The organism is Nonomuraea sp. NPDC049400 (assembly GCF_044466425.1).
In the GTDB taxonomy this organism is placed as follows: Bacteria; Actinomycetota; Actinomycetes; order Streptosporangiales; family Streptosporangiaceae; genus Nonomuraea.
In genome coordinates this window covers 1-24,821 of record NZ_JBITMP010000048.1, presented here as the reverse complement: position 1 = coordinate 24,821, position 24,821 = coordinate 1, and the positions used below count along the sequence as shown (strand labels likewise).

The 24,821-nt window shown below is 66.3% G+C and carries 30 protein-coding genes; 9 read left to right on the top strand and 21 right to left on the bottom strand.

The genetic code is table 11. The features are described from left to right. Window positions 1-139: 139 nt before the first annotated feature. The 3 genes from ACIBVN_RS46855 to ACIBVN_RS46845 all read right to left on the bottom strand — a co-directional run bounded on the left by ACIBVN_RS46855 (window position 140) and on the right by ACIBVN_RS46845 (window position 2,499). Complete coding sequence (locus ACIBVN_RS46855; protein WP_397146967.1) at window positions 140-676, bottom strand: nucleotidyltransferase domain-containing protein; 537 nt, start codon at window positions 674-676, stop codon at window positions 140-142. Between the two features lie 43 nt (window positions 677-719). Beyond that, the gene (locus ACIBVN_RS46850) at window positions 720-1,253 is read right to left on the bottom strand and encodes a hypothetical protein (protein ID WP_397146965.1); all 534 of its coding nucleotides are present in this window, start codon (window positions 1,251-1,253) and stop codon (window positions 720-722) included. A gap of 73 nt (window positions 1,254-1,326) precedes the next feature. Next, entirely contained in the window at window positions 1,327-2,499 is a 1,173-nt protein-coding gene (locus tag ACIBVN_RS46845; RefSeq protein WP_397147065.1) for an MFS transporter, read from the bottom strand. 120 nt (window positions 2,500-2,619) lie between these two features. Between ACIBVN_RS46845 and ACIBVN_RS46840 the strand changes: the two genes are divergently transcribed. From ACIBVN_RS46840 to ACIBVN_RS46815, 6 genes are all read left to right on the top strand, one after another. Then, window positions 2,620-3,201, top strand: coding sequence for a TetR/AcrR family transcriptional regulator (locus ACIBVN_RS46840; protein ID WP_397146963.1), 582 nt, complete (start codon window positions 2,620-2,622; stop codon window positions 3,199-3,201). Window positions 3,202-3,433: 232 nt separating this feature from the next. After that, on the top strand, window positions 3,434-4,369 hold the full coding sequence (locus ACIBVN_RS46835) for a DUF5829 family protein (protein ID WP_397146961.1): 936 nt from the start codon (window positions 3,434-3,436) through the stop codon (window positions 4,367-4,369). 136 nt (window positions 4,370-4,505) lie between these two features. Continuing rightward, window positions 4,506-4,952: a hypothetical protein gene (locus ACIBVN_RS46830; RefSeq protein WP_397146959.1), complete on the top strand. Its 447-nt coding sequence runs from the start codon at window positions 4,506-4,508 to the stop codon at window positions 4,950-4,952. Continuing rightward, entirely contained in the window at window positions 4,924-5,190 is a 267-nt protein-coding gene (locus ACIBVN_RS46825; RefSeq protein ID WP_397146957.1) for a hypothetical protein, read from the top strand. Before ACIBVN_RS46830 ends, ACIBVN_RS46825 begins: the two co-directional genes overlap by 29 nt. Before the next feature lie 161 nt (window positions 5,191-5,351). After that, on the top strand, window positions 5,352-5,990 hold the full coding sequence (locus ACIBVN_RS46820) for a hypothetical protein (protein ID WP_397146955.1): 639 nt from the start codon (window positions 5,352-5,354) through the stop codon (window positions 5,988-5,990). Beyond that, a complete protein-coding gene (locus tag ACIBVN_RS46815) occupies window positions 5,987-6,970 on the top strand; it encodes a nucleotidyl transferase AbiEii/AbiGii toxin family protein (RefSeq protein WP_397146953.1) in 984 nt (327 codons plus the stop codon). The genes ACIBVN_RS46820 and ACIBVN_RS46815 overlap by 4 nt, the downstream gene beginning before the upstream one ends. A gap of 306 nt (window positions 6,971-7,276) precedes the next feature. Here ACIBVN_RS46815 and ACIBVN_RS46810 read toward each other — a convergent pair whose 3' ends face one another. The 3 genes from ACIBVN_RS46810 to ACIBVN_RS46800 form a co-directional block, all read right to left on the bottom strand. Further along, window positions 7,277-7,837 (bottom strand): GNAT family N-acetyltransferase, encoded by a 561-nt coding sequence (locus ACIBVN_RS46810; protein ID WP_397146951.1) that lies wholly within the window; start codon window positions 7,835-7,837, stop codon window positions 7,277-7,279. A 65-nt stretch (window positions 7,838-7,902) separates the two neighbouring features. Then, on the bottom strand, window positions 7,903-8,550 hold the full coding sequence (locus ACIBVN_RS46805; RefSeq protein ID WP_397146949.1) for a hypothetical protein: 648 nt from the start codon (window positions 8,548-8,550) through the stop codon (window positions 7,903-7,905). Next, window positions 8,544-8,720, bottom strand: coding sequence for a hypothetical protein (locus ACIBVN_RS46800; RefSeq protein WP_397146947.1), 177 nt, complete (start codon window positions 8,718-8,720; stop codon window positions 8,544-8,546). Before ACIBVN_RS46800 ends, ACIBVN_RS46805 begins: the two co-directional genes overlap by 7 nt. Before the next feature lie 224 nt (window positions 8,721-8,944). Here ACIBVN_RS46800 and ACIBVN_RS46795 point away from each other — a divergent pair, with 224 nt between their 5' ends. Beyond that, window positions 8,945-9,376 (top strand): hypothetical protein, encoded by a 432-nt coding sequence (locus tag ACIBVN_RS46795; RefSeq protein WP_397146945.1) that lies wholly within the window; start codon window positions 8,945-8,947, stop codon window positions 9,374-9,376. Between the two features lie 252 nt (window positions 9,377-9,628). On the opposite strand, the gene ACIBVN_RS46790 is transcribed toward ACIBVN_RS46795, so the two are convergent. The 9 genes from ACIBVN_RS46790 to ACIBVN_RS46750 form a co-directional block, all read right to left on the bottom strand. Then, on the bottom strand, window positions 9,629-11,212 hold the full coding sequence (locus ACIBVN_RS46790) for an alpha/beta fold hydrolase (protein ID WP_397146943.1): 1,584 nt from the start codon (window positions 11,210-11,212) through the stop codon (window positions 9,629-9,631). Window positions 11,213-11,487: 275 nt separating this feature from the next. Continuing rightward, entirely contained in the window at window positions 11,488-11,709 is a 222-nt protein-coding gene (locus ACIBVN_RS46785) for a hypothetical protein (protein WP_397146941.1), read from the bottom strand. Window positions 11,710-11,991: 282 nt separating this feature from the next. Beyond that, window positions 11,992-12,936, bottom strand: coding sequence for a hypothetical protein (locus ACIBVN_RS46780; protein WP_397146939.1), 945 nt, complete (start codon window positions 12,934-12,936; stop codon window positions 11,992-11,994). A gap of 103 nt (window positions 12,937-13,039) precedes the next feature. Then, window positions 13,040-13,366 (bottom strand): hypothetical protein, encoded by a 327-nt coding sequence (locus tag ACIBVN_RS46775; protein WP_397146937.1) that lies wholly within the window; start codon window positions 13,364-13,366, stop codon window positions 13,040-13,042. Beyond that, the gene (locus ACIBVN_RS46770; RefSeq protein WP_397146935.1) at window positions 13,366-13,728 is read right to left on the bottom strand and encodes a hypothetical protein; all 363 of its coding nucleotides are present in this window, start codon (window positions 13,726-13,728) and stop codon (window positions 13,366-13,368) included. The genes ACIBVN_RS46775 and ACIBVN_RS46770 overlap by 1 nt, the downstream gene beginning before the upstream one ends. Before the next feature lie 646 nt (window positions 13,729-14,374). Beyond that, entirely contained in the window at window positions 14,375-14,530 is a 156-nt protein-coding gene (locus ACIBVN_RS46765) for a hypothetical protein (protein WP_397146933.1), read from the bottom strand. Beyond that, window positions 14,531-15,382, bottom strand: a complete 852-nt coding sequence (locus ACIBVN_RS46760) for a hypothetical protein (RefSeq protein ID WP_397146931.1) — start codon at window positions 15,380-15,382, stop codon at window positions 14,531-14,533. 39 nt (window positions 15,383-15,421) lie between these two features. Next, the gene (locus ACIBVN_RS46755; RefSeq protein ID WP_397146929.1) at window positions 15,422-15,799 is read right to left on the bottom strand and encodes a hypothetical protein; all 378 of its coding nucleotides are present in this window, start codon (window positions 15,797-15,799) and stop codon (window positions 15,422-15,424) included. Window positions 15,800-16,095: 296 nt separating this feature from the next. Beyond that, entirely contained in the window at window positions 16,096-16,641 is a 546-nt protein-coding gene (locus tag ACIBVN_RS46750; protein ID WP_397146927.1) for an ATP-binding protein, read from the bottom strand. Window positions 16,642-16,974: 333 nt separating this feature from the next. Between ACIBVN_RS46750 and ACIBVN_RS46745 the strand changes: the two genes are divergently transcribed. Then, window positions 16,975-17,799, top strand: coding sequence for a S1 RNA-binding domain-containing protein (locus ACIBVN_RS46745; protein ID WP_397146925.1), 825 nt, complete (start codon window positions 16,975-16,977; stop codon window positions 17,797-17,799). Here ACIBVN_RS46745 and ACIBVN_RS46740 read toward each other — a convergent pair. After that, window positions 17,796-17,936 (bottom strand): hypothetical protein, encoded by a 141-nt coding sequence (locus ACIBVN_RS46740; protein WP_397146923.1) that lies wholly within the window; start codon window positions 17,934-17,936, stop codon window positions 17,796-17,798. The genes ACIBVN_RS46745 and ACIBVN_RS46740 overlap by 4 nt on opposite strands. 336 nt (window positions 17,937-18,272) lie before the next feature. Here ACIBVN_RS46740 and ACIBVN_RS46735 point away from each other — a divergent pair, with 336 nt between their 5' ends. Beyond that, window positions 18,273-18,728, top strand: a complete 456-nt coding sequence (locus ACIBVN_RS46735) for a hypothetical protein (RefSeq protein WP_397146921.1) — start codon at window positions 18,273-18,275, stop codon at window positions 18,726-18,728. Window positions 18,729-19,180: 452 nt separating this feature from the next. Here ACIBVN_RS46735 and ACIBVN_RS46730 read toward each other — a convergent pair whose 3' ends face one another. The 5 genes from ACIBVN_RS46730 to ACIBVN_RS46710 all read right to left on the bottom strand — a co-directional run bounded on the left by ACIBVN_RS46730 (window position 19,181) and on the right by ACIBVN_RS46710 (window position 24,697). Then, complete coding sequence (locus tag ACIBVN_RS46730) at window positions 19,181-19,597, bottom strand: NUDIX domain-containing protein (protein WP_397146919.1); 417 nt, start codon at window positions 19,595-19,597, stop codon at window positions 19,181-19,183. Window positions 19,598-20,220: 623 nt separating this feature from the next. Then, the gene (locus ACIBVN_RS46725) at window positions 20,221-20,682 is read right to left on the bottom strand and encodes a hypothetical protein (protein ID WP_397146917.1); all 462 of its coding nucleotides are present in this window, start codon (window positions 20,680-20,682) and stop codon (window positions 20,221-20,223) included. A gap of 817 nt (window positions 20,683-21,499) precedes the next feature. Next, a complete protein-coding gene (locus ACIBVN_RS46720; protein ID WP_397146915.1) occupies window positions 21,500-21,670 on the bottom strand; it encodes a hypothetical protein in 171 nt (56 codons plus the stop codon). A gap of 73 nt (window positions 21,671-21,743) precedes the next feature. Further along, a complete protein-coding gene (locus ACIBVN_RS46715; RefSeq protein ID WP_397146913.1) occupies window positions 21,744-22,097 on the bottom strand; it encodes a hypothetical protein in 354 nt (117 codons plus the stop codon). Between the two features lie 554 nt (window positions 22,098-22,651). Then, window positions 22,652-24,697 carry a hypothetical protein gene (locus ACIBVN_RS46710; protein ID WP_397146911.1) on the bottom strand — a complete coding sequence of 682 codons (2,046 nt, stop codon included), beginning with the start codon at window positions 24,695-24,697 and terminating at the stop codon, window positions 22,652-22,654. Window positions 24,698-24,821 lie beyond the last annotated feature (124 nt).

Sequence of the window (24,821 nt, the reverse complement as noted above, 5' to 3'; positions counted from 1 at the left end):
ACCGGCCCGGCACGCTGACCGGACCCCGGCTCCTGTCAATCATGCGTAAGTCAGCCGAGGGTATTTTCCACAAGGTCGAGGTAAGCGTGCCCGGCGGCGACGCTGTCGGGCAGGCCGAGTGCCGCAACGATGAACTCGATCATCCGGGCCGTTTCCGGTGACCGGCGGGCGATCCGCTTGCCCGCGATCGGGACAAGCGCCAGCCGCAATGCTTGATGATCGCCTTGGAGATCGGATGGATGTGCCAGTCGACCCAGAGCGGAAGTCCGTCAACGAGATACTGCCCGCTGACCGCCCTGGTGCCGCGAGGGCCGTTGTGGCGGGCATCGAAGGCGACCGCCGGCTTCCCGAGGCCGAAGGAAAGGCGGTCGGGTGCCGCACAGTCGTCGAGCACCGCGTCATCCACCACGATGAGCAGGTCGATGTCGCTCCAGTCATCGGCCCGGTCGGCTCCGAGAGAGCCCACCAGGCAGGCGCCGGCCACCGCAGGGTCGGCGTGAAGGCCGGCGACGGCGGCGCCGAGCCAGCGGGACCGGATGTCGGCGAGACGGGGAGCCGGCGGCACACTGCTGTCGGCGCTCATCACCACGGATCTTAGCCCGGCGGATGCTGCGGCAACCCCCGGGCCTTGGCTTTGCGCAGTCGGCATCGCCGCCGCGCCTTCAGCAACGGACATGATCAGGCCAAGCCCGTCTCCATGTCCCGCGAACGCAGGAGTGTCAGTCTCGGGAGCCACCGTTCGTCATCGGAGGCGCGACAAGACGACGCTTTCTGACTGCGAGATCGCGGGCCAGATGGGCACGGCGCAGGCCACGCGAGCGCAGGTTGCGGAGATCCTCAGCAGTGTCGTACATGAGCTGGACGTGGAAGTAGTTAACATGCTCCAGCACCGCAAACAGCCCGAACCCCAGGCCTGGCCAGCTTCCAGCCCCCGGATCGGCCACCACCGCCCAGACGACGAACAACAATCCAGCCACCAGCACGGCAACGTTACCCCCGCGGGCGACCACGAAGACTCCGGCTCCCGGGAGGGACCTGGTTCGCGTGGCGATCTGGCGGAGCTTGGCCGACCAATACCCGGCCCCCTCCAGCAAGATAAGCGCGAACAACGCGAAACCCACGCTGTTTGCCGCCGTCACCGGAAACCCCACCAAGCCGAACCAGACCACCGCCTGCAGCGGGATGTTGAGCAACTCCAGCCAACCCAGCGACCGCAGCCGCCGCCGCGCCCAGGCGCGGGAACGATGATCCATCTGACTACTATGGCAGCCCCTGCTCGCACGTCCGAGCGCTCAAAGGCGGCCCGAAACCGGACCGGGAGACGGGTCAGCGAAGGCTCTCGTTCCGGCGTGCACTCCACACTGCCGCCCCGGCCGCCAGGACGAGAACGCCGGCGAGCCATAGGATGCCCTGCAGTGGCAGGGCATCGACGATTGTGCCGCCGGCCAACGCGCCGAGACCGATCGAAAGGTTGAACACCGCCACCCACAAGGCGGATGCTTCCTCGACCGCTTGTGGCGCGGCTTTGATCATCCACGTCTGGAGGCTCGTGGAGACGCCGCCGTACACCAGGCCCCAGACGACGAGCAGCGTCACCCCGCCTGCGGCGGTGAGCCCCGCCACGGGGTAGAGCAGCACGGTCACCCCCAAGGCTGCGGTGATGGAGAGCACCGTCCGATGGAGCCTCTTCGCCACGGCGGCACCCGCGACGAAGTTCCCCGCGACGCCCGCCACGCCGAATCCGAACAGCAGCGGCCCGACGAGTTGCGCATCGATGCCGGACAGGTCCTCCAGCACCGGGCTGATGAACGTGTAGGCCGCGAAGTGGCCGGTCACGATCAGGAAGGTCGCCAGGATGCCGACCCGTACGCCCTGGTTACGGAACTGGTCGGCGAGCCGCCGCAGCCCGACGGGCTGGGCAGCGGTCAACGGTGGCAGCACGGCCAGCAAAGCGACCAGCACGACCAGCGCGAGGGCGCTCAGCGCGCCGAACGCGATCCGCCAGCTCGCCAGCCCGCCGATCATCGTGCCGATGGGAACGCCGAAGACGTTCGCGGCCCCGACGCCGCCGAAGATGATCGCCGTGGCCCGCGGCACGAGCGGGGTGGGGACGAGCCGGACGGCCAGACCGCCGGCGATGGCCCAGAACCCGCCGATCGCCACCCCGACCAGCACGCGGGCGGCGACCAGGAGCGGATAGTCCGGGGCCAGGGCGGAGGCCAGGTTGGCGACCGTCATGAGCCCCATCAGGGCGACGAGCAAGAGCCTGCGGTCCATCCTGCCGACGAGCACCGGGACCACCGGCGCCGCGACGGCGGCGACGATGCTGGGGACCGTGACCATCAACCCCGCCGCGCCCTCAGAGACCGACAGCGCCGATCCGACGGGGGTGAGCAGCCCGATGGGCAGCTGCTCGGCCGTCACCAGGAGAAATGTGCCAAAGGCCACGGCGGACACCGCGACCCAATGATTCCTCGCTGACGCGTCTCGCCCGGTCATCGCAGGGTCCGTTGCCGTCATGCCGGATCTCCTCTCTCTCATTCGGGAGCGATCGCTCCCATATGACGGCACACCTTAATACGGGAACGATCGCTCCACAATCTTGGTAGAGTGGTGACCATGGCGCGGCCGAGGGAGTTCGACGAGCAAGACGTGATCGCCAAGGCGACCCACCTGTTCTGGCGTCGCGGCTACAACGCCACGTCCGTCCGCGACCTGGGCGCCGAGCTCAGGCTCAAGCAGAGCAGTCTGTATCGCACCTTCAACGACAAGCACACACTGTTCTTGCGGACGCTGGACCACTATCGGGCGACCGAGTCCACGCAAGCCGAAGAGCAGCTCAGCGCCCCCGGCCCCAGCCTCGAGATCCTGCGGGAGTGGCTGATCTGGATGATCAGCCACGAGGCCGGTCGCGGCTGCTTCGTGGTCAATACGGCTGCCGAGCTCGGCACCACCGACCCCGAGGTCCAGCAGAGGACCGAGGCCGCGTTCGAAGTCACCAGGAAAACGCTGGCGTCACTGCTCCGCCGTGGCATCCGCGACGGCGACCTGCCCGCCACATTGGACGTCGAGGCCGCGGTGGAGCTGCTGTTCACGACGGTGCTCGGACTGCGCGTACGCGAACGCGCCGGCCACGATCCCGGACGGCTCGCCACGGCGATCGACTTCACGATCAAAACGCTCGCGACATCTGCGACCTGACCCCCCGAGCCCCCACTGACGGAGGGGCATCGCGATGATCAGGCCGACCCCCATGCCGGACACAGCGCCGAGTCGACGTTCTTGATCTTGATGTGGGTTGGAGCCCGTCGTCGGACCGGCCGAAGCGACGTGACGGGCTCGCCACATCGCCGGTATAGGGTCGCCACATTGGCCATATGGGTCTTGTCAAAACGATAGTGAAGGTGATCATCCTCGCTTTAAGATCACTTCCATGCTGATTCGCCGGACATTACGGATGATCACCGCTCTCACCGCGACCTGCGCCGTCGCGCTCGCGGGCGGTGTGGGGACGGCCCAGGCCGAAAAGGCCCAGGTGTCGTCCCAGAAGCAGTTGCTGTTCTACAACCACGCCTACAGCGTGGTGGACCGCGCGACCGCTGACGCCGTCGAGAACTCCGCCTACCTGCGCGAGTTCGCCAACTTCGAGGTCCGCACCACGACCGGTGGCGGGATGACCTGGAAGGGCCGCTACCTCAAGGGCCGCGAGACCTACATGGAGCTGTTCGGGGAGGGCGACCTGCCCGGCCAGGACGCCCTCTTCGGCTCCGCCGGACTGGCCGTCTCAACCGAGCGCGCCGGCGACCTGGCCAAGGTGACCGAGCAGCTGAAGGCCCAGGGCATCTCCGACCCGGCCAAATACCGCCAGACGCGTGACTTCGGCGATGGCGTCCCGATCCCGTGGTTCGACACCATCCGCACCACCTCCGCCCAGTACGAAGCCTTCGACCCGTGGGCGATGGAGTACTTCCCGGAGTACTTCGCCGACCCGCGCAGCCAGACCGAGCCGGAGAGCTACACCGGTGACGTCAGCCGGGAGCGCTACCTGCCCGACGCCTACCAGGACCACCTGATGCGAGACATCACCTACATCCGCATCGGCGTCCCCGCACGAGACCTGGCCAACACGGTGCCGGTGCTGCGAGCCGGCGGCTTCGAGGTCGCGATCACCGGGGGCGGCGCCATCGCGTCCGGCGGTGGCACCACCATCCAGCTCGACTCCGTTGCGCGTGAGCAGGCAGGCCTGAAGCAGGTCGCCATGTCGCTCAACCAGTCCGTGGCGACTCGGCACGAGGAGCGGATCGGACGTTCGACCCTTGTCGTGGGCCCGGGTGCCCGCGCCGAGTGGAACTTCGACGCCCCGCAGTAAAGCCCCATAGCACCTCCTCAACGCGCCCGGCCGGCGACGATATCGATCGTCGTCGGCCGGGCTTTTGGCGCCGCCGAACATGTGGATTCGACAGGGCTCCCGGAGCGGGGACAGTGCAGACCGGTGGAGGGACAGGATGCCCGAGCTGATCCGCCACGTCGAGGACGAGGTACCGATCTCGTACGGCCGCTTCGGCCTGTACGACGCATCCGGCCTGGGCGACGACGCTGAGCGGGAGAGCGGGTTCGGCGTGCTGCCGGCCGAGCCCGGCGGCGTCGCGCTGGGCCCGGTCGACCTGGTGAGCCGGGTCGAGGCGCGGATGGCCCGCGTACGGCTGGAGGCCTGGAACGCCGAGCCCGAGGCCGCGGACGCACCCGGCGAGCCCTGGGCAGTGGCGGGGCACGTCCACTATCTGAGCCCGGGTGGCATCGTGGAGTTGTGCGGCCCCGGAGTCAGCCCCACCGGCCGGAAACTGCTGCTGGGCCCGCCGTTCTGCGCCTACGGACTGCGCGCCTACACCGGTGTGGTGCGTACGCGGGCTGGCGTACTTCACTGTGCGGACCGACGACCGCTCGAACTCTGAGGCCTACATCGGTGACCAGGCGCTGCTTCGCTACCTCGCAGGAAACCCATCGTTCCCCTACGACGAGGGCCTGCGGCACGGTGACGGGCTGGCCTGGCCCTTCACCACCTCTTCCGGCTGGGAGGCACCGCCGCGGCTGTCGTTCGAGACACCGTGGGCGTCGACCGGCCTGCTGGCCGCCGTGGTCCCCGTGCTCGCTGCGGCTGCCGCGCTGCTCTTCCGATCCGGGAAACGGTGAACCCGTCCGCAACCCGGCTCTGCGAAAAAGGACCTGGTGCTACGAGTACGCATTCGCCTCGACCATTCAGGGACGTACTACAGGGAGTACACGTCGCCCCTGCATTAACCGCGGAGAAAACTGGTCGAACCGGGCGTCGTCCGATGGAACGATGTGCGGTCATGGGGAAACGATCGCCGTCCGGCCTGGAGTTCGCAGGCGTCTTCGACGTCCATGTGACCGTCGCGGCCGGCACCGCATTCGAGCGTCTGGCCCCCTGGGCGGCCCGCAACGGCGGAAAACTCACCCACATCGTGCTCGCCCGCGGCGAGGTCCCCTCCCAGCCCATGCTCACCTTCACCGGTCGCGGCACCCTGACCGGCCAGCGGGCCGCCGCCGCGATCAGCGTGGCGCGGCTGCGTGAGGCGGGCTTCGACGTCGTCCGAGTCAAGATCGAGGCCGCGCCGTGGAACGATGACGTGCCGGCGAGCGCGGAGGCGGCGGCGGCGCTGGCCGCGTGCTATTTCGAGCACCACGCCAAGGTGGCGGTCCGCGATGACCCGGCGGCCCTGGCCACGATCGCCGGACGGCATTCGGCGCACGTGTCGCGAAACGCCAGGCGGCTGCGTGGCGACGGCTCCCAGGAGCGGTTCGTCACGCAGCGCTGCAGGAACGTCGGCCTGCCCGAGGCAAGACGGCGGTTCGACGCACTTCTGGCGGAGCTGAGGTCGGCCGGCTTCGCGGTGCTCGAGAGCGAGCAGGAGTTCGTGGTGCACGACGACAACCCCGGCATCGACAACGGCTGGATCGAGGAACGATGACGTCGCGACGCAAGCAGAAGAAGCAGCAGCCCGTGTCCGACCGCTACGACATGCCGGCGGAGGAATCCCCTGACGTCCCGGTGACGTACCTGCCTCTCACGCGTGGTGACGGCGTCCGCCAGCCGCGGATCTTCGATCCAGCGTTGAAGCAGTTCACCTACGCCTTCCGTGCCGGAGAGCCGGCCTTCGAGGACGAGGAGACCGGGCGGCGCTGGCGGCGGGCGCGGCGGGAGGCGATCGACCACCTGGTCGGCATCGTCGCGGGCTCGCCCTGGTCGGAGAACCTCGTGCTGCGCGGCAGCCTGCTGCTGGAGGCGTGGATCGGGGCCGAGGCCCGGGATCCGGGCGACCTCGACTGGGTGGTGGTGCCGCATGAGGTCGAGCTCGAGAGCTCGTTCACGGCGGAGATGTTCAAGGGGCTCATCGGCGCCGTGGCGGACGATCCAAACGCGTCCAGCGCGGTGACCGTCGAGGCCACCGGCATCCGCGTCGATGACATCTGGACCTACGATCGCACACCGGGGCAGCGTCTGGTGTTCACCTGGCACGCCGCGGGCCTGCCGTCAGGGACCGTTCAGCTCGACTTCGTCTTCAACGAGCGGCTGCCGGTCCCGCCTGTCACGGCGCTGATCCCGCGGGCGGGTGGCGGCGAGCCGACTCTTGTCCAGGCCGCCACCCCCGAGCTGTCTCTGGCCTGGAAGATCCTCTGGCTGGCCTCCGACATATGGGCTCAGGGCAAGGACCTGTACGACGCCGTACTGCTGGCCGAGCGCGTCACGCTGCCCGGTGAGCTGCTCCGGCAGGTTCTGGAGGAGGCGCTGGGCGAGCGGGAGGCAGCGGAGTTCGACCTGGACACGATTCGCAGCTGGGACGTGGACTGGGATGAGTTCCAGGTCGAGTATCCGCAGGTCCAGGGCCAGGCACACGTCTGGAAGAGGCGGCTGGCACACGCGCTGGCCCCGACCTTCCTCCGCCGGTGAAGACGTCCTCCCGATCCAAGAGGTGAACGACTCGTCCGGCTGAGGCTCAACTGATACGGCCTGCGATGAGTCCAGGCACCATTTCCCGGGGCAGTACCTCCGGCCGTGCACGCGCGGCCGGGGCGCGCGTACCTGGCGGGGGTGCGCGGGGCGGGGCTTGCGGTCAACACGGCGCAGGACTCCCGAAGCTACGGCGAGCCGCAGAGTGCGCGCAAGCCGAAACCGACCCCGAGCGGCAGCCGACGACCTGGGAAGCAGCCGAAACCCCAGGGCTCCTGGTCCGAGGGCCGCTGTGCTGGTCTGAGATCAGATCCGGAACATGGACAGGGGAGCCATGCAGAGCGTCTGCTCGGCGTCGAACTCCTCGAACGTGCTGATGGGGCGGAAGCCAAGGCGGGCGGCGAGTTTCAGAGATCGCTTGTTCGCGGTCTGGGTCACGGCCAGGACCGGCTGGTCGGGCAGTTCGTCAGCCGCGGCGCGCAACGCGACCGTTGCGGCCTCGAATGCGAACCCCGCGCCCCATGCGCTGCGCCGCAGTACATAGCCCAGTTCCAGTTCCTCGCCGTCCTCGGTGACATGCCCGGGGCGATCGTTCGACCGGCGGGCGAGCATCAACAGTCCGATAAGCCGGTTCGTCGTGTTGTCCGCGATCACATAATTGCCAGGCCTGGTTGTCGCGTTGGCGGTTCCGGCGGCATCGAAGCGCTGCTCGACGTCACTCCGAGGCTGGGGACCACCGATGTATGCCTGAACCTCCGGATCGGTAAAGAGCTCGATGAATCCTTCACGGTCGGCATCGTGCGCTTTGCGAAGCAGGAGTCGTTCCGAAGGGATTTCTGTGGCAGATAGTGTGCGCAATTGACTCATAGGCCCGATTCCTTGGGTACGGCGAGCCGTTGCTAGACGGCTCCATCAAAGGGATGCGCGAGGCGTCATTCGTTGTCTGGACCTGCTGACTCCACGGCCGGTGCGATCTGGAGTGGTGTAGCGGCGCCACCAGCGATCTCACGCCCTTGATTCAGCGTGTAGTCAAGCTGCCTGGCCAGGTGTGAGAGGCTCGCCGGAGGTAGATACGCATCGGCGCCGGCGTCAAGCAGTCGCCGAACGGGGCCGTGGTACTGAACTCCGAGTGCGTGGTCCTCGATTTCGGCGATGATGACCCGGGCTTCAGGGAACATCGATCGGAGCGCTCCGATCAGTTGCGGGCTTCCTGGCGGTACTAGCAGCACATCGGCTGTTTTGGGAGCTGCGTGCATGTCGAGCACGACATAGTCCGTTCCGAGTTGGGTGGACAGCGCCAGCCGAGCCGCCGTCGACAGCTCCATCGCGGTGGCCACGACTGTCACGTTCTCGTAGTTCGTCGGCACCTGATCGTTCGCGTCATCCGGCGCATCGCGATCGACGATGGCCCCTTGCACCACGTCGACAGTGCTGGAGATCGCCGCGATCGACCCGCCATCACGCGTGACGACCAAACTCTCACCAGGTTCGAGGGCATCGATGAGCGCCACGATGTCTTCGGGAAGGCGGGTTACGTCGATTCGCTGCGTGGTGCGTGCGGCGCGCCTGCGGATCACCATGCCAGGGCTGGCCCGTTCTGGAAGCCGTCAATCTCCTTGGTGATGACCTGCCGCACGTAGTAGCCCACCGTTTCGGGGGCGAAGAGGCGAGCGTTGGGAAGCAGGGACATCAGTTGGTTGGAGGTCGCCGTCTTGCCGGCCCCGAAGGCGCCGTTCAACCAGATGATCACATGAGCCCTTTCTGATGCTGTGATCTTGTTTTGACGCCATTACACGGTCAATGGTTCGAGGTCGCGTCGGAATCTCCCCATGCCATGTCCGCGCCCAGGCATAACGACCCGTAGTTGGACTCGCCGACCGGAGAGGGTTGTGTGCTGCGTGCCGGACTGGCTGGTGGTCGAGCGGGCGCGCGGGCAGGGCCACGAGGTCCGGTCTCGACGACGCGCTGCGCGGTGTGGACGTCCTGATCGACGTGGCGTGCGTGACGAGGCTCAGCCGCAAGACGTCGGTGGCGTTCTTCGAGACCGAGACACTCAACCTGCCGGCGGCGGAGGAGCGGGCGGGCGTAAGCCACAAGGTGCCTGGCCCGGTGAAGGTGGCGCAGTTGATGGTGAGCCGGCCGGTCGCCGCCGAGCTCGTACGCCTGGCCAGAGGCAAACTGGTTCTGACCAGTGCCCGTCGGCGAGGCGATGGCGAACGGTGGCGTGCTGCCGGCCCCGCGACTTCCGCAGCGGGAAGATCACCTCGAGCAGTGGGCGGCGTCGCGATGACCGTGGCGGCCAAGCGCTGGATGGCCGGAGTGCTGGCGGTGGCGGCGGCGTACCAGGGGGTGTCGGCGTGGATCTCCTTGGGCGCCGCCTCGCTCTCCTGCTCCAGCAGCCCTTGATGATGTGGACCGCCCCCACACCCCGCACGGGATGAGCCGGGAGAACAGCACGACGTAGTGGCTCGGCAAGGTGGTGAGAGTCTCTGCTTGAACCGGACGGAACCTGCCCGGGCGCGCCGCGAGAGCTACGTGGCCCCTGGATGAACCGGGTGCGCGCCGCGGTCCCGGGCGGGTGGGCCGTAGGCCCCGACGTCGCCGCCAGGGCGTCGGGCCCGGCGACCCGTGGCAGGTCGCCGGGCCGGTAACCGATGATCAGCTCGGGATTGTGCTGCCCTCGCAACCTTTGCCGATCTGGCCCGTCTCGAAGTACCGCACCACGTCGGCGGCGCACTTGGGCACCCGGGTGGTCGACACGTGCACGTCGTCGGCGACCGTGTAGACGGTGCCGCCGATGGCGCGCCGCGTCTGCAGCGTCCAGTCGTAGACGGACATGAACTCGTGCAGGTGCCCCGCCAGCACCAGTGACCCGCTGCTCCGCTTCAACGTGGCCTGCTGCACCGGCAGCGGCCAGCCGGGACACATGACAGGCAGTCCCCAGGACCGGCCGGTCGCCGGATGGCGCTTCACGAGTTGCTGGTAGTCACGCCAGGCGGTGTCGAAACCGGCTCGGCTGCTGTCCTCGTTGCACGCGACGGCCAGGTTCATGGTCCTGTTCAGTGGTTCGGGCGCGCCGGGCACGGGCGTCCCCATCATCGGTGCGCCGAGCAGCTCCTTGACGGTGGGCGGGGCGGTGGTGCCCGTCGCCGTCCGCAGTTCGGCCAGCGCCTTGCCCGCGCGCACCCACTCGGTCGAGTTGCGCCTGGCCAGGTCGGCGACGGCCGAGCCGTCGATGGGCCGCTGCAGGTCGGTGTAGGTCTTGGGGCTCTTGTCGTACGTACTGACCAGCTTCGCCACCTCCTCGCGCACCGTCCGTGCGGTGGCACCGAGACCGTAGGTCCCGTCGCGGCGGGCCAGCCAGGCGGCCATGCGCCCGAAGTTACGCTCGGCCGCCTCCGCACTGTCCTTGGCGTGCTCGTCAATACGGGTCCACGGCGGTGCCACGCTGTCCAGGAAGGCCCGTCCGGTGTGCCCGGGGAACAGGCTGCGGTACACCATGCCCAGATAGGTGCCCCAGGAGAAGCCGAGCAGGTTGAGTTTGCTCTCACCCAGCGCGGTCCGTACCAGGTCCAGGTCCTTGGCCACGTTCTCGGTGGTGAGCTGTCCGAGGAAGGCGGGGTCAGAGCGTCCGCATTTCTGGTTGGCTGCGACCTGGGCGTCGTATATCTTCCTGGCCGCCTCCTTGGTCAGCGTGCCGGGCTCCTGCGGGCCGTTTGGCGAGAAGGTGCAGGCGACCTTGGTGCTGTACCCGACCCCGCGCGGGTCGAAGCCGATGACGTCGTATCGCTCGTTGAGCCCCGCCATCTCCTCGTTCCTGAGCGCGGCCCGCAGGACCGGGTCCAGGTATCCGCTGTTGCCCGGCCCGCCCGGCAGGACGGCGATGGCGCCGAGCCGGTGGGCCTCGTCCGTGGCGGCCAGCCGGGTCACCGCGATGTCGATCTTCCGCCCGCCGGGGTCACGATGGTTCAGCGGGACGCTGACCGTGCCGCACTCCAGGCGCTTCATCAAGGAGCGGAACGCCGCAACCTTGTCCTCCGCCACGCCCAGGCTGCGGATCACCTCATCGGAGTAGGCCGGGCAGGATTTCCACTGCACGGACGACACGCCGGAGCTCGAGCTGGGGTTCGCGGTGGCGCTCGCGCTCGCGGCGACGGTAGCGGTGGCGCCCGCCGCGAGCGGATGCGCCGCCAACCCCGCCAGCGCCAGGGCCAGTGCCGTCAGTGAAGTTCGGTACGTCATGCGGATCAGTAGTAGAGCAGCGGTTGTTTCCTTGCCGTTTCCATGAGGATGGTCGCCCGCCCTACGCAGACGCTCAAGATCCACGCCAAACTGTCAGGGATCCGTTCCATACCGCCACCGACCAGCCCAAGAGGCGAACGACTCGTTGGGCTGTGTGGTTCAAGCCCCAACGCCAGACGGCGAGGGGTGATTCACCCAGCTATGCCGCAATCACGATCCGTTGTCGCTGGAAGGGGGACCGGACGCCTGTGATCGTCTGCGAAGGGCATTGGCCTTCACCGGCCAGCGGCAGCGCGGCCTCGGGCAAGTCCAGGTCTTCGACGGTCTCGGGCGGGTGCAGGTGGTGGGGTGCGCCTGGCCGCGGTGGGGTGATAGTCGTCGCAGCACTCGTGCCAGAGCGTTCCGGCCCGGGGGTCGTGGCGGCGCTGGTTCATGAAGTAGCGCAGCACGATGCGGTCGACATCGGCGGCCTGCCAGCCCAGGAACGTCTCCTGCACGGCGTCCCCGGCCTCCCCTGCGGAGCCGGAAGCCGGTAGGCGATGGCCTCCAGGCGCGGCCTGCAGGCCTCGAACTGGTCGACGTCCTCCGCCGTCAAGGGCACGGCCCGAGCCCAGCCCGCGCGGTACGAAGCTCAGATCGACGCCCGAATCGGCGATTCCCGCCGGGCGGGACCGGCTTCGGCAAGCCGGCCACCGCGAACGCCTTTTACCTCAGTGCGGGACCATGCCGACTGCACTGACCACGTACCATGCGCCCTGTCCTGCACACGACGGAGCGGGTCACCCAAAGGCGGAAGGCGGCGTTCTGCCGTTGTAGTAGGCCAGGAACTCCTCTGGGTCCATTCTCCCCCACTGTTCCTCCGTGGTCTCCGCGACACGTCTGCTGACATGCTCCTGAAGAGCCTGCTCCTGCTGCCGGACGGCGGAGACGTCGGCTCTCGTTCTTAGCAGGTTGGCCACATCTGGAGGCAGCGGCCCCTCCTCTGGTATGCGCGTACTTCGCCAGGCGTCGTCGACACGGCGTTGGGCGTCGTCCAAATGCTGTCGGGCCCCGTTGAGGGGGCGGCCCGCCCTGTTCAGTTGACCGGCGTAGTAGGCCGCGTCCTCAGGCGACGACACTCCCCTTGTGGCCATACGAACCTCGATGCCCTGGACTTTCCACCCGGCGCGCCCCACCGCCTCCTCCGCTCTGCCCAGCGGAATCCGGCTACGCACGACCTGCGCTCCCAGACTGCTCGACGGTCGCGCTTCCTCCTTGATCAGCCCGCCGAATATCCGGCCGACGAGTTGCCTCATCTTGTCAAGATTGAGCATCACCTTGCTCGCCAGCGCCCTGAGCCTGGCCAGCAGCCGAGCTCCGATGGCGGGATTCGTGGCCACGATATAGACGGCGGTACACGCGGCGACCGCCAGGAAGCCAAGGGCGGCATTGCCCCAATCGACGGCGTTCCCCGCGGTGGCCATGTTGTTCATGGCGACGGCGAGCCGCTGCTGGAGCTCGTCGATGTCGCCCATCAGGCCCTCTACGAAGGCGTTCGAGGCATCTGCGGCGACTCCCTGATTGGCGGCCGCACTCTGCTGGGCCTGCGCCGTACCCCCGGAAAACCCCTCGTGCGAGCTCACCGGACCCAGCAACTCCGCAAGCCGCTCCCGAAGCGGACCCGTATCGGTAAGCGGCGGAAGCCCCAGAATCGCAAGCCCCTGGGCAATCATCGAATCACTCATCTTCGCCCCTCTGGCGACCGCTTTACGTCATTCCTCGCCATCGAACGGAATCTCGGCGTTCATCAGCCTTGCTCGGCCAGCCGGCTTCGAACAAGACCAATGATCAGCCTCCGAGAGCTTGATTCACTCGGTTGATGTACTCCAGACCGGCTTCCTCGGCGGTGTCGTTGTTCGCCGCCATGGTGAGTTGGCCGGAGTCGCCGTGTTCCAGGTCGTCGGCGATCCGTGCGAGTTTTGCTCTCAGGTTGGTTGCCAACTTCGCGTAGGGAACGCAGATCTCCTCGTGGGACAGGCCACAACCATTCGCCAGGATGGCGTCCAACTGCTGGCGCAGTTCGCGGTACTCCCGGGCGAGCACTCCCATATTGCGGCCCGCCGCCCGGCGACCTTCGGCATCGATGATCGCCCCGTCATGTGAGAACTCGTTCATCAGCCCTCCAGTTTCCGGACCGTTTCGTACAAAGCTGTGGTGATCTGAGTGAACTCCCGATCATGCCGGGATTCGAACTCGTCGAGCCGCGCATCCAGGGCTTCAGCCAGGGCGACCGCTTTGGCTTCTTCCTCGGCCTTCTTCTCGGCGAGCTGTCCGCGGCGGTCTTCCTGCGCCTGCCGTATGGCGGTCACGACGTGCCTCGCCAGGACCTCTGGGGCGAGCCTCATGGCCCGCGCCCCAACGGACAGTCCCTCCAGCAGCCCGTCGTCCGCGACGAAGGCCTTGACCAGGCCATCCGCCGCCTCTCCGACTCCGCGAAATCCGTCATCGTCTCCGAGGGAAGCCACGCGACTCTCCATAAGCGAACGCCCGTCACAGACGCGGATCAGGCAGGTAGACCATCAAGGCTCAGAGTCTTGTACCCGGAATGGCCAGGGCGGCGACCACTCCATGTGCGTAGGGGAAACATCAAGTCCTCGGTTCGGTGAACGATCAGTGCCGACACCTGTATCCTGCCTGGTTGTCAGGGCGATCCGACGCTGTCAGCGGCCATATCGATGGGGTTGTACAGTGCGGCGAGCAGTCAACGATGATCAACCTGCCGTTATCGGCGATTATCGTAGCGGATGACGTGGAGACGTGTCAGGTACCCGAACTCCCGCATAGGGCTTGACCAGGTCTTCTGCGCTCGCCCCCTGCGGGTACGGGGCGTCCCCGGACGCAGCTGGACGGCACGGCCGCTTGCGCCGCCTTGCCCTCCGGCAGGCCGTCCGGCAACGCCCCGGAGTCGACGGCAGAGGAGGCCGACGCGGCCGAGCTCTCGCTGACCAGACGGAACCCCGGGCGCCGCCATCAAGGGCGCGATGTAGATGGATGTCCACGCCCCATCGGCCGACCGCAGGTGAACCTCGCTGCCGCTCCGGCCGACCACCTGGTGGCGTTCGTCGTGGAACCACACCCATGCGCCCATCACCAGCCACCGGCCGGTCGCCTGGCTGTCTCCGCTCACTGCCGTGCCCCTGCGCCGCTGCTCGCCACCGTGGCCTGCACCAGGCTGGCGTCCTCCAGCGGCCGGGTCAGGTCCACTGTCAGTGCGCCGGTCCAGCACAGATGCAGCACGACCGCGCGGACCACCAGCGGTCCGGCGGTGAAGCTGACCAACTACCCCAGCGGCACCGGCTCGCCGACCAGCTGATAACCCCAGCCTGCGACCGCGCGGCCGGCCGCGACCCGTTCAGCGGTCGCTCTCACCTTCGCATCGGCCAGCCGGGTGGGGTTTCTCCTCACTCGGGCGGCAGCGCAGAGGAGTTCGGACTCGGCAGGCGCGTCGAGCCATCGCCTCAGGGCGGTTGCGGCCTCGGTGATGTCGTCGGCGCCTATCCTCCAGCGCAGTGCTGTTCCTCCCTGCTGTCGGAAGGCGGCGCAGTTGTCCTCTCGGTCATCAATGAGCAGCGCGTCGTGGAAGGTGATGCCGTGCCGACTCAACCAAGGCCCGAAGAAAGTGACCGGATCTTCGCTCTTGAATGCTGCAACGTCGCTGGAACAGATCATGTCGTCGCAGACGAAGGCCCACTCGGCCAACGTTGCCGCCGAACGGTGGCCTGTCAGGCGCCGGGTCTTGCGTATCCGCCTGAAAGTGTCGGCGAAGCAGTCCATGTTGTCGGTGGCCACGACGATCGAGGCACTCGTCTTGACCTCGCGGAGCATCTCGAACAACGGAACGTTGACCCTCATCCGGGCGCAGTCGGCCAGTAGCCGGCGCTGGAGGAAGTCGTCGCGGAACCGGCGGTCCAGCTTGATGCCCATGCCTGCGATCACCTGAGCGGAGGACACCTGACCCTTCATCCAGGCGTGGGCCCCTTCGCCGGTGAAGATCGGCGCAAGGCTCTTCGCGAGTTGTAAGTGAAGCGGATGCCGGGCGTTGTTTCGGATGGACGCCCAGAAGGGGTCGCAGGAAAGCACACCGTGCCAATCAACGAACACCACCCTGTCAGGGAGCGGCACTTGCTTCATCGCTTGAGTTCCTCCCGTTGGCGAGCATGGTGCGGGGCCTCAGTGAGGCTGAACGCCGTGCGCTTGAAGCCGAGAGATGATCAGTTCTCGGAGTTCGCGTTCTTGAGCAGCTCTATCGTGACGTCCAGTGCGTTCAGCGGCTGGGGCCCAGCGTTCGAGGACATCGATCGTGAGTAGCCATTGGGCGATTGTGAGTTTGGGTTTCACGGTCTCGTCCGGTGGCGGCCACGAGCCGGAGCCGGGAACGTCGGGTGTCCAGTGGGCGATCTGATCCCAACCGGCCCTTCGGATGCTGCGGGCGAGGTCTGCCCGCCGGCGATTGCCGTCCACTGTCTCGACGCTGGCGTCGTTGTCCATGCATGCGTCGATGAGCCCCCACTGGCGGAGAGGCATCGCGATGATCAGGCCGACACTCATGTCGGGCATGGTGCCGAGATCGTGAAGGGTGGTCAAGGCGGATCAGAAGTAGGCGCCGGGTATGGCGGCGCCGAGGATAGTGCCGCGGGGTGATCATGAAGTTGGTGATCCGGCTGGCGATCGCCAGGGCCGCCGGGATGGGGTTGTCGATGTGTTCGTCGATGGCCAGATCAATGTCCAGTGTCTGGACGCAGCGAAAGTGACAGTGAGACCTACTCCCCCTGGGCACTGCCACTTCGATGGGTTTCGAAATACCGGTGTTTGCGTCATCGAAGTTGGCAGTACCCAGCCGAAGATCAAGTGTCTAAACGCGTGCGGGTGTCTCCAATCCCCGCCTTCGTCGCGACGACCTCGGCCACCTGTTTCGGAAGAAGAGCGGAGGTGTCCACTACCTCCGCTTCGCGCCGCAGCCAGGGAAGGGCTTTCTGGTATTGCGGAAGGTGCTCCAGCCGCCACTGCCGGGCGCCGGTCTCGACAGGATCGGTCTCGATGCGGTGGGCAAGGGTGTCACGGTCGGTGTGCAGCAGGAAGTGCCGGAGGGGAATGCCAGCCTTGCCCAGGCCAGTACGAATCTCCGTCCAGTACTTCTCGATCAGGACCGTCTGGGGGATGACGAGCACTCCACCGAGATAGTCCAGCAGGTGGGTGGCCGTCTGGACTACCAGTCCTCGCCAAGGGGGCCAGTGCTGGAAGTCGCCCAGCCGCGGCAGGCCCTGCACGTGACGCAACATAAAACCGACTTGCTCGGCATCGAAGATCGTTGCCGTCGGCACGATCTCGACGAGTTCCGCGGCGGTGGTTGTTTTGCCTGCGCCGAAGGTTCCGTTCAGCCAGATGATCACGCGAGGGAGCCTATAGGGGACGAAGAACCGTGATCAGGTGCTTGCTGGCAAACACCCTCTCAGGGATCTGGATGCCGTGGGATCGAACCCTCGTGAAGCTGGTCAGCCAGTGCGGCAGTCAGCACGAAGAGCTTGCCGAGGGATTCTGTCTGGAAGCAGCGAAGATGACAGTGAGACCCGCCCCGGACCTGGGCACTGTCAGTTCGACGGATATTGAAGTACCAGCGTTCGCGTCATCGAAGTTGGCAGTGCGCAGCCGAAGATCAAGTGCCATGAATGTGCGTCGGTTGGGCACTGGGGCTTCAGGGCTCGAACTTGTCTAGTCTTGGAGCCATGGGGACCGTGGAGGAGGAATCGTCCCTCGCCGCGTTCCTGAGGACCGTGAACGTCGGCGATGTCCTCACCGGGACCGTCGCAGAGATCACGCGATCGGGAACGACCGTGCTTCTCGACGCTTTCGCCGCCGCTCCAGTCGGTGTCATCGGCCCGCTCGATCTTTCCTGGGGGTCCTTCGGGGGCTCGGCCGCCGACATCCTTGAAGTTGGCGGCCGGGTCTCTGCCGAGGTGATCGCCGTTGATCTCCCCGAGCGACAGGTTCGGCTCTCGCGGTCTGCGACCGAGAACCCCCAGCTATGGGCCCATCTGAAGTCACTGCGTCCGGGACAGCGGCTGTCCGGCACCGTGGCCGCCATCGAACGCTTCGGCGTCTTTGTCGATCTGGACGACGGGCCCGACCACCCCGTCTTCCCCGGCGTCGGCTTCATCACCATGCCCGAGCTGTCCTGGCACCGCTTCGAGGACCCATCCGAGGTCGTTTCCGTGGGAGAGCACATCACCTGCGAAGTCCTCGTCTTCGACACCCATAACGGCGAAGCCCGCCTATCGCTGCGCGCCACCCAGCCGGACCCGTTCCAGCAGTTCGCGCGCCGCGTTCACGTGGGGCAGATCCTGCACGGCCCGGTCACCAAAGTGGTGCCCTTTGGTGCCTTCATCCGTGTGGCAGACGGCATTGAAGGCCTGATTCACCTCAGCGAACTCACCGCCTCGACCCCAGAGGTATCAGGCGACGCGGTTCAGGTCGGCGACGAGGTCACCGTGATCATTATCGAGATCGACACGCTGCGGCGTCGGCTCGCCCTGTCTCGCCCGATGGTCTAGGAACCACGGGTGTCCGACGCCTCCCGGGCAGTGAGGAATTCATCCAGCAGCGTGAACAGAACCTGGATGACCTTGGCCTCCTCTTCACGGGTCAGTTCCCACTGCTCCCACCCGTCGGGGAGAGCGATATGGCGCACCTGCCCATGCCAGCCGTGGTTGCAGTCCTGGCCCCGCCGAGCGACCAGCCACCCGCCAGCCGCTCAGACCAGGACCTCCATGACGCAGCGCGTGCTGGTCATAACCGTCCAGGAAGCCCTCAACCCCAGTTGTTAGGCGACGCTCGGCTTGAGCACGAGGCGTCACTGGAGTTGAGCACGTCGGGGACCGAAACCATGCAAGGTCCAACGGCACGATCGTGACTACGACATGACGCTTGCCTTACGGATCTTGGTTGCCCGCAGCCGCTGACTGACCGATCATGCAGGGCGCCAGATCCGTTCTGTCGTCCTCTTCTGCCGATGAGCGGGTGTCACATGGACGGCGAGGTGTGGGAGTCTTCGGAGGTGGATCAACAACGGCTTGTCACGGTTGACCTGGACGATCGGGAGCGGGCGTTTCTTCGAGCCGCGCTGCTGGATTGGGGTGGTCCGGCCCGACCGACTCAAGAGTTCGCTGTGGCGATGGGGTTCGCCGATGCAGGGCAGCTTGCGAGCGACACTCGGAGTCTGTGGAAGCGCATCGACAGAGAGTCCGCCCTATCTATTGATGACTGGCGCCGCGTCCTGCTGGCAGCGGAGGTTGTCTTTGTTAGCGACGTCGTTGGCTCGGGCTTGGACTGGAGGTTCACGTCAGGGTTCAGCGATGAAGAGTCAATCGCGATACTGCGAGGGCTCCAACGCAAGATGCCTCGCTGGCGAGGCAGCTTTCAGTTCACTGTGGATCAGGGTGGCGACGTGATCCTCTCCGATCCGAACAGGCGGAATTCGTAAAACCAATGGCGCGCAACACCCAGTAAGCCTCGATCCCACCACGGACATGCCCAACCGCTTGGCCACGTGGGCGAAGTACTCACGTTCGCTCATCCCCGCCAGGTGCGCCGTCACCAATCCGCCTCCTGACACACCGCCAACTCGATTTTGATGGCAAGTATCGCCGGGATGTGGGCACTGTCCCCGAAGGTCTCACGCATTCGGATGGGCTGCGTCGCTCAGCTATGTGGCTTCGTTCGCGAGGTTGGGCGCCAGATGTTTCGGCGCCACGTTGGCGGCGCCGCGTGCCGAGATGTTCGTGAGAACCGGCACCACTTGTGGATCTTGCGCGCCGGTGGCGCCGGCGGTAGCTCCGGAGCCCGTTCACCCTCCGTGCAATCAATCATGAACCGAGCCGGGTGCGAGTGCGCGGATCTGCCGATGGGCGCGCACCCCTGGCTTCCGGAGCGACGTCACGTGACGAGCACGGCGGTGAGCATCGAGAGATACGACTCATGGGCGAGACGCAGGCTGTCAAGGTCGGACGCCTCGAACCACGCCACAGCGTCGTGCTCGTCCGGCGCGGCGTTGACGGGTGTTCCGGTCCACCTGTCGACCAACCAGATCTGCATGTCGAACCTCGCGGTCCGGATCTCATGCATCGGCGGGCTGGACGGCTCCGATGCCGTGATTCCCAACTCCTCCCGAAGCTCGCGGACAAGGCTCTCTTTCGGATCCTCCCCCTCCTCAACATGACCGCCCGGCAGGTCCCACACGTCGGGATACCAACGGCGTCCGGCGCTTCGATGACACAGCAACACCCGATCGCCGTCGCGAAGAACGGCCGTCACAATCCGGACCGGACCGGAGTCGTCAGCGGAGATCGTCATCGGCACATTCTGACCCATGCGGATCTGCCGCAGACAAGGCGCGTCCCGCCTCCGACACCCGTCACCGTGCGTGAGCGGTGCGCTGGCCGACGACAGACGTATCCCGCCCCCACCGAGGGGTGGCGCCCAAACTCACGAACATCGAGATCGGCGAGATTCCGCTGGTGCCGAAACTCAGCGGCATCTGGTGCCGGAACTCAGGATCTGGATCAAAGTCCGTGAAGTGATCACGGAGCGTGGTGGTGTTCAGGGAGTGAGAAGCACTCGTTTGCGGAGTAGGGGAATCCAGCTCGTCCAAACACCTGTCGTTTGAGCATCTTAGAAGATCTTGCAGACCTTGCCTTCGACGGCTCCAGAGGAGTGGGGCAGGGCGAGGCCGGCCAGGACGGCGTCGTGGTCGCAGCCGACCAGCTAAACGGGTGATGCCGTGAAGGCAGAATGGCGCAAGGCCGCGCGCCCATGTTGACGACACATCTCCATGATCTTGCGCGGCCTTTCACGTCCCGGCCAGACACGCCGAGATCATCCAGCTACGACGTCCACGGTCAAAGGCGCTGGGCCAGAGGGATCATTTCAGAGGGCGTAGCGCCACGCCCGTCTGCAGACCGGTCTGTGTCAGGTGCTCAGCTCAGGGAGCAGGAGACCCCCTGGGGGTTGAAGGCCACCCCGGCGGAGGTAGTGGTCTTTGTCAGCTTGCCTTTGACGTAGGTCTTCCTGATGATGTTGTAGCGCTTCTTGATCCCCTGCGGGTAGGCCCGATACACCTGCCCGCGCTTGGTGAACGGCTTGGAATTGCACTGCGCGGTTACCGTTTGCGTGGTGGCCTTGCTGAAACCGATCTGGCCGGCAACGAAGCCGCGGGTAACGCCGAGGCTGAGCTGGATGGTGCGCTGGACGGAGAACGACTTGGAGATCGAGCAGGTGCCACCGACCCCGGCGGAGCAGCTCGCCAGCTGCTTGTTGTAAAGCACGGCGCCGTTGTGGACGCTCGTCACCTTGATCGAATAGACGTAGCGAGGGCGTTCCGGGATTGGCCCGACGGGGTCGGCTGAGGCGCTCGACACGGCCAGAGGGATGAGCGTCATGGGGAGAACGGTGCTGGCCAGTGCGGTTGCCCATCGTCGGGTCCTGGTCATGGGGTGCTCCTCGGGAGTAGGTGCATTACCTGCTTTGCCGGGAAGTCACGCTAGAAGAGCGTGGTATGTCGCCGGTATGCCGGTCGAGAGGGTACGAACCTTGGTACGGCTCGCGCTCAATGCGAAATGACATCCCTGAGCGGAAGCCCCGAGGCCGGACGGCCAACGCCGAGAGAGCTGCAGACCGATTCCGTGCACCGCACGTCCGCCCAGGTTGAGGACATCGTTCGGCACGTTGTGGGCGTCGTCGCGGACACAGCGCGTCGGTCAGTTCGAACAACGCATCGGCCCGTGCGCGAAGGCACGTGTAGACGTCGTTCCGGAACCGGGACAACACCCTCGAGGACTCGACACAGGCGGCATCGTTCAGCAGACTCACCTTCACGGCCTTGTAGTGATCGGCAGCGACTCGACACCGCACATGACCCACTCAAGGCCGTCTTGCTGTCCGCGAAACGATCAACCCGCCGCTCAGCACAACGATCCAGAGGATAAAGAACAAGCTGAGTGCGTGTCGCTGAACCTGATAGTGATCGCGTAGCCCCCAGGGACTGAGCGCGACCATTGGCGGCAGACGGCCGCGAATCTGCTGGTGGACGTCCTGCCTGACGATCCCGAGGACGCGGGCAGCTGGCTGGCCTGGCGCCGTCTTTTGCCGCGCGCTCACACCGTGCTTTCCCTCAGACCAGGAGACCCTGGGTTTCAGGCGCTTCTATGACAGTCAAATGCCGTTCGGGGTCGGTTTCCTGATGCGCGAACTGGCTGATCAGGTCGGCAAGGGCTCGCCGGTTTGTCCGGAGAGGCGCTGCAGGAGGGCGATCACCGGCTCCAGGCCCTCCATCGTGGCCTCGGGCGTGATGGCGTCGTCGTCGCCGAGGTCCAGTCGGATGACGACCTCGGTGAGGGCCTTGGCGAGGATGCGTTCGAGCGGGGTCACGATGGGCTCCTAACTGGTCGTCGGATTCGAAGCGTGTCCGGGGCGGCTGTCAGGACTCGGGAGGCGGCCCTGGTCAGCCTGCTGCCGACTCGGTGAGCCGGGCTTCCATCTCGGCGATCATCTGGGCGAGCAGGCCGGTGTTCTCCTGCTTGACCACCTGCGGGCCGACCTTGTCGATGCCGGAGACCTTGGTGATGCACTCGTCGACGGCCTTGGCCATCGTGCCGAACTCCTGGCGCGCGATGGACTTGTCGTTGCCGGCCTCGAAGGTGGTGGCGCGGTGCATGTCCTTCATCGCGGTCATCGCGGTGCGGGCGGCGGACATCGCGTCGCGGGCGCCGAACTCATCGCCCAGGCCCTGGCGCATGTAGCGGGTGACGAAGACCCGGCGACGGGCGGGGTTTTGCGAGAGCAGGAATCTTTCCAAGCGATCGCCCCGGTTGGCCGCGACCACGCGGGCGCTCCCAACGTCACCCGGGCCGAACCTCCTGCCTTACACCCGCCTACTGACATCTCCGATGGCCTGCTGCCAGGTCCGCTGACATCCCCCGTGCCTTTCTGACATCTGCAAGCGCGTCAGACACGGATGTCTGGCGTCACCGAACTTGATACCGGAGCCGTGCTCCTACCTGTGCACTATCAATTAGATGGCTGTCTAACTAGATCGACCGAACGTCATTCAAGGTGATAGTACGATCCGAACCCGGTTCGGTCGCTCCTTCGACTGTTCTCCGCACCTCTGCTGCGGGAAAGGCATCAGCTCATCCAACGCTCTTTGTGGCGCTGCTGTGGATGAGCCGACTGCCGTCCGATGTGACGGCCCGCTCTGTGGTAGGCGGCGACGGCGAGGTAGAGGAAGAGGCTGCTGGCAGTCGCGCCGAGGCCGCTGAGAATTGAAGGATGGCGCTAGCGGGGCTGGCGTCAGTCGGCGGGCGGCTCGGGGACAGCAATCCGGAGCCGCTGCGGCAAGTCGGTCGCTTATCAATCCTGATCAAGTTGCACGGCAGCCAAGTAGTCGTGGAGCGCACCGTGGCGGAACTGGTAGACCGGGCCAACAGCGCGTAGCAGCCCCAGTCGGTGGGCATCGTCGAGGAGCTTCAAGAACCGGACGGGGAGTTTTTGCATGACAGCCAGCCAGGCAAGGCTGATGCGGGAGATCACCCAGGCGTGATGACCACCGTAGTATATTCCGCTAAACAGGCCAAAGGTGACCCCAGCCGCGAGCCCGAGCGTCAATCCGGGAGCGACTCCGCCGACAACTGCCACGCCTATACCGACGATCAACCCGGACATCAGCGAGTGTGCCAAAATTCGGACCAGGATAAGAGCTCTGTCGGATCGCCAGGTCGATAGCGGAGTGCTGACTGAGGTGGATGTAGGCACTTCCGCCCACTCAGCGATGCAGACCAGAGCTGTACCTACGATGCCGACCCCGCCGAGCAGGGCGAACGGCAAATCACTCACCGATCCGAAACTGTGCTTGGTGGCGAGCGAGTAAATGTAGGCAGCCATGCCCCCGACCCCAAGGCCGGCGATAATCGCGCCAAGCAACGCTTGTCGGAGAATGTGGAACAGGCTCAGTACTCGTCCACGGAGACGGAAGTTGGCATGTCCCGGCACATCGCCGTACCAGTCCTTGGCCGCGAGAGAGCCGCCACCGGCAGCCAAACCCGCGAAAACGAGCACGAAAACGAGCACGCCGTTCTCCCCACCGGGCACCAACACCCATGGAAGGCCAACGAGTCCATAGGAAAGGCCCACCCCCAGCCCGATGGTGGCTCTGGTCAATCCTCGGATGAGACGTGGACTGGTCTGGGTGACCCGCCACCAGACGATGTCGCGGGTGGCGGATGGGGAGAAGGCGCGGGCCAGGTAGGTCAGATAGCGGCGGGTGGCGTCGGGGTCGAGCCGGTGGCGGGGCCGGAAGTGGTCGCCAGGCTCTGTGCCGGGCGGACGGGCAACGATGAGAGCCGGGATGAGCCGGTCCAGCAAATGTGCACGTAGCGCGGCGGTGTTGCTGCCGAGCGGTCCGCTCAGAATCGAAGGATCGGCGCCGGGTACGGTGTAGATCGTACGAAGGAGCCAGAGGCCGAGTGGTGTGGTGGCCAGGGCGGTCAGCCCGGTGACGGTGCGAGCTTCCAGCGCATCCAAGACTTGCTGCCAGGCGACGGTGGGGTGGGCGGGGAGGCAGGCGCGCAGGTAGTCGGCGGCGGCCTGCGGACTCAATTGAGCCGGGACGATGACGGCGGCGCCGGTCAGCGGACGGCCCGCGGTGGTGACGGCGCTGGCGAACTCGGCGGTGCGACTGGTCACGATGAGCTGATCGCCGGCGTTGAGGGAGGCGTTCAGCGCTGCGATCACCTCAGCGGCGTGTTCGCCGATCTCATCCAGACCGTCCAGGACAGGCAGGATGTGACCACCGTCGACCAACGCGGCGGCCGCGCCGGGCCCGAACTCAGGGGCGTTGAGCGCCGGGTAGTCCTGGTTCAGGCGGTCGGCTAGCCAGCCCTGCAGACGGGGATGGACTTGAAGGTTCCAGCCGGAGACCGGCAACAGCACCGGTACCGGGACCACCTCGCTGTTCTCCGCGGCCTCGGCGGCGGCTTGATCGGCCGTGCGGGTGGCCAGCAGGCGCAGCAGCAGTTGCACCGCCAGGGTGGTCTTGCCCGTGCCCGGCCCGCCGGTGATGACCAGTCGTCTCCGAGTCAGGGCCCGGAAGTCGCGGGCCAGGGCGGTAATGTCATCGCTGCGGCCAGCGAACGCGAACTCCGCCTGGCTGATCAGCCGAGGGTGACTCATCACCGCCTCGTCGCTGGTGAGCTGCCAGCGCACCGGCATCGGTTCGGGGTCATCCAGCGATCGGTGCCGCGCCTCGGCCTCCCACTGTCGGCGGACCATGCCGGCCAGCACCCCGGCGGCCGCCGTCACGTCGGCTCTGATCGGAACGGAGGCGGCGGCCCGAGGCAGCTTGTACCAGGCAACGACCGCCGCTGCAGCTACCGCGGCGGCGATCACCACAGCGGCCATGTCAGCGATATTGACCTTGTCTCCAAGGTCTAGGTAGCTGGTGTTTTTTGATCTATCTCGTGTCGGTCTCTCCTCGTGTGCCAAGGTGATCGATGTAGGTCACCGGGCGTGGGGAGAGATCGAG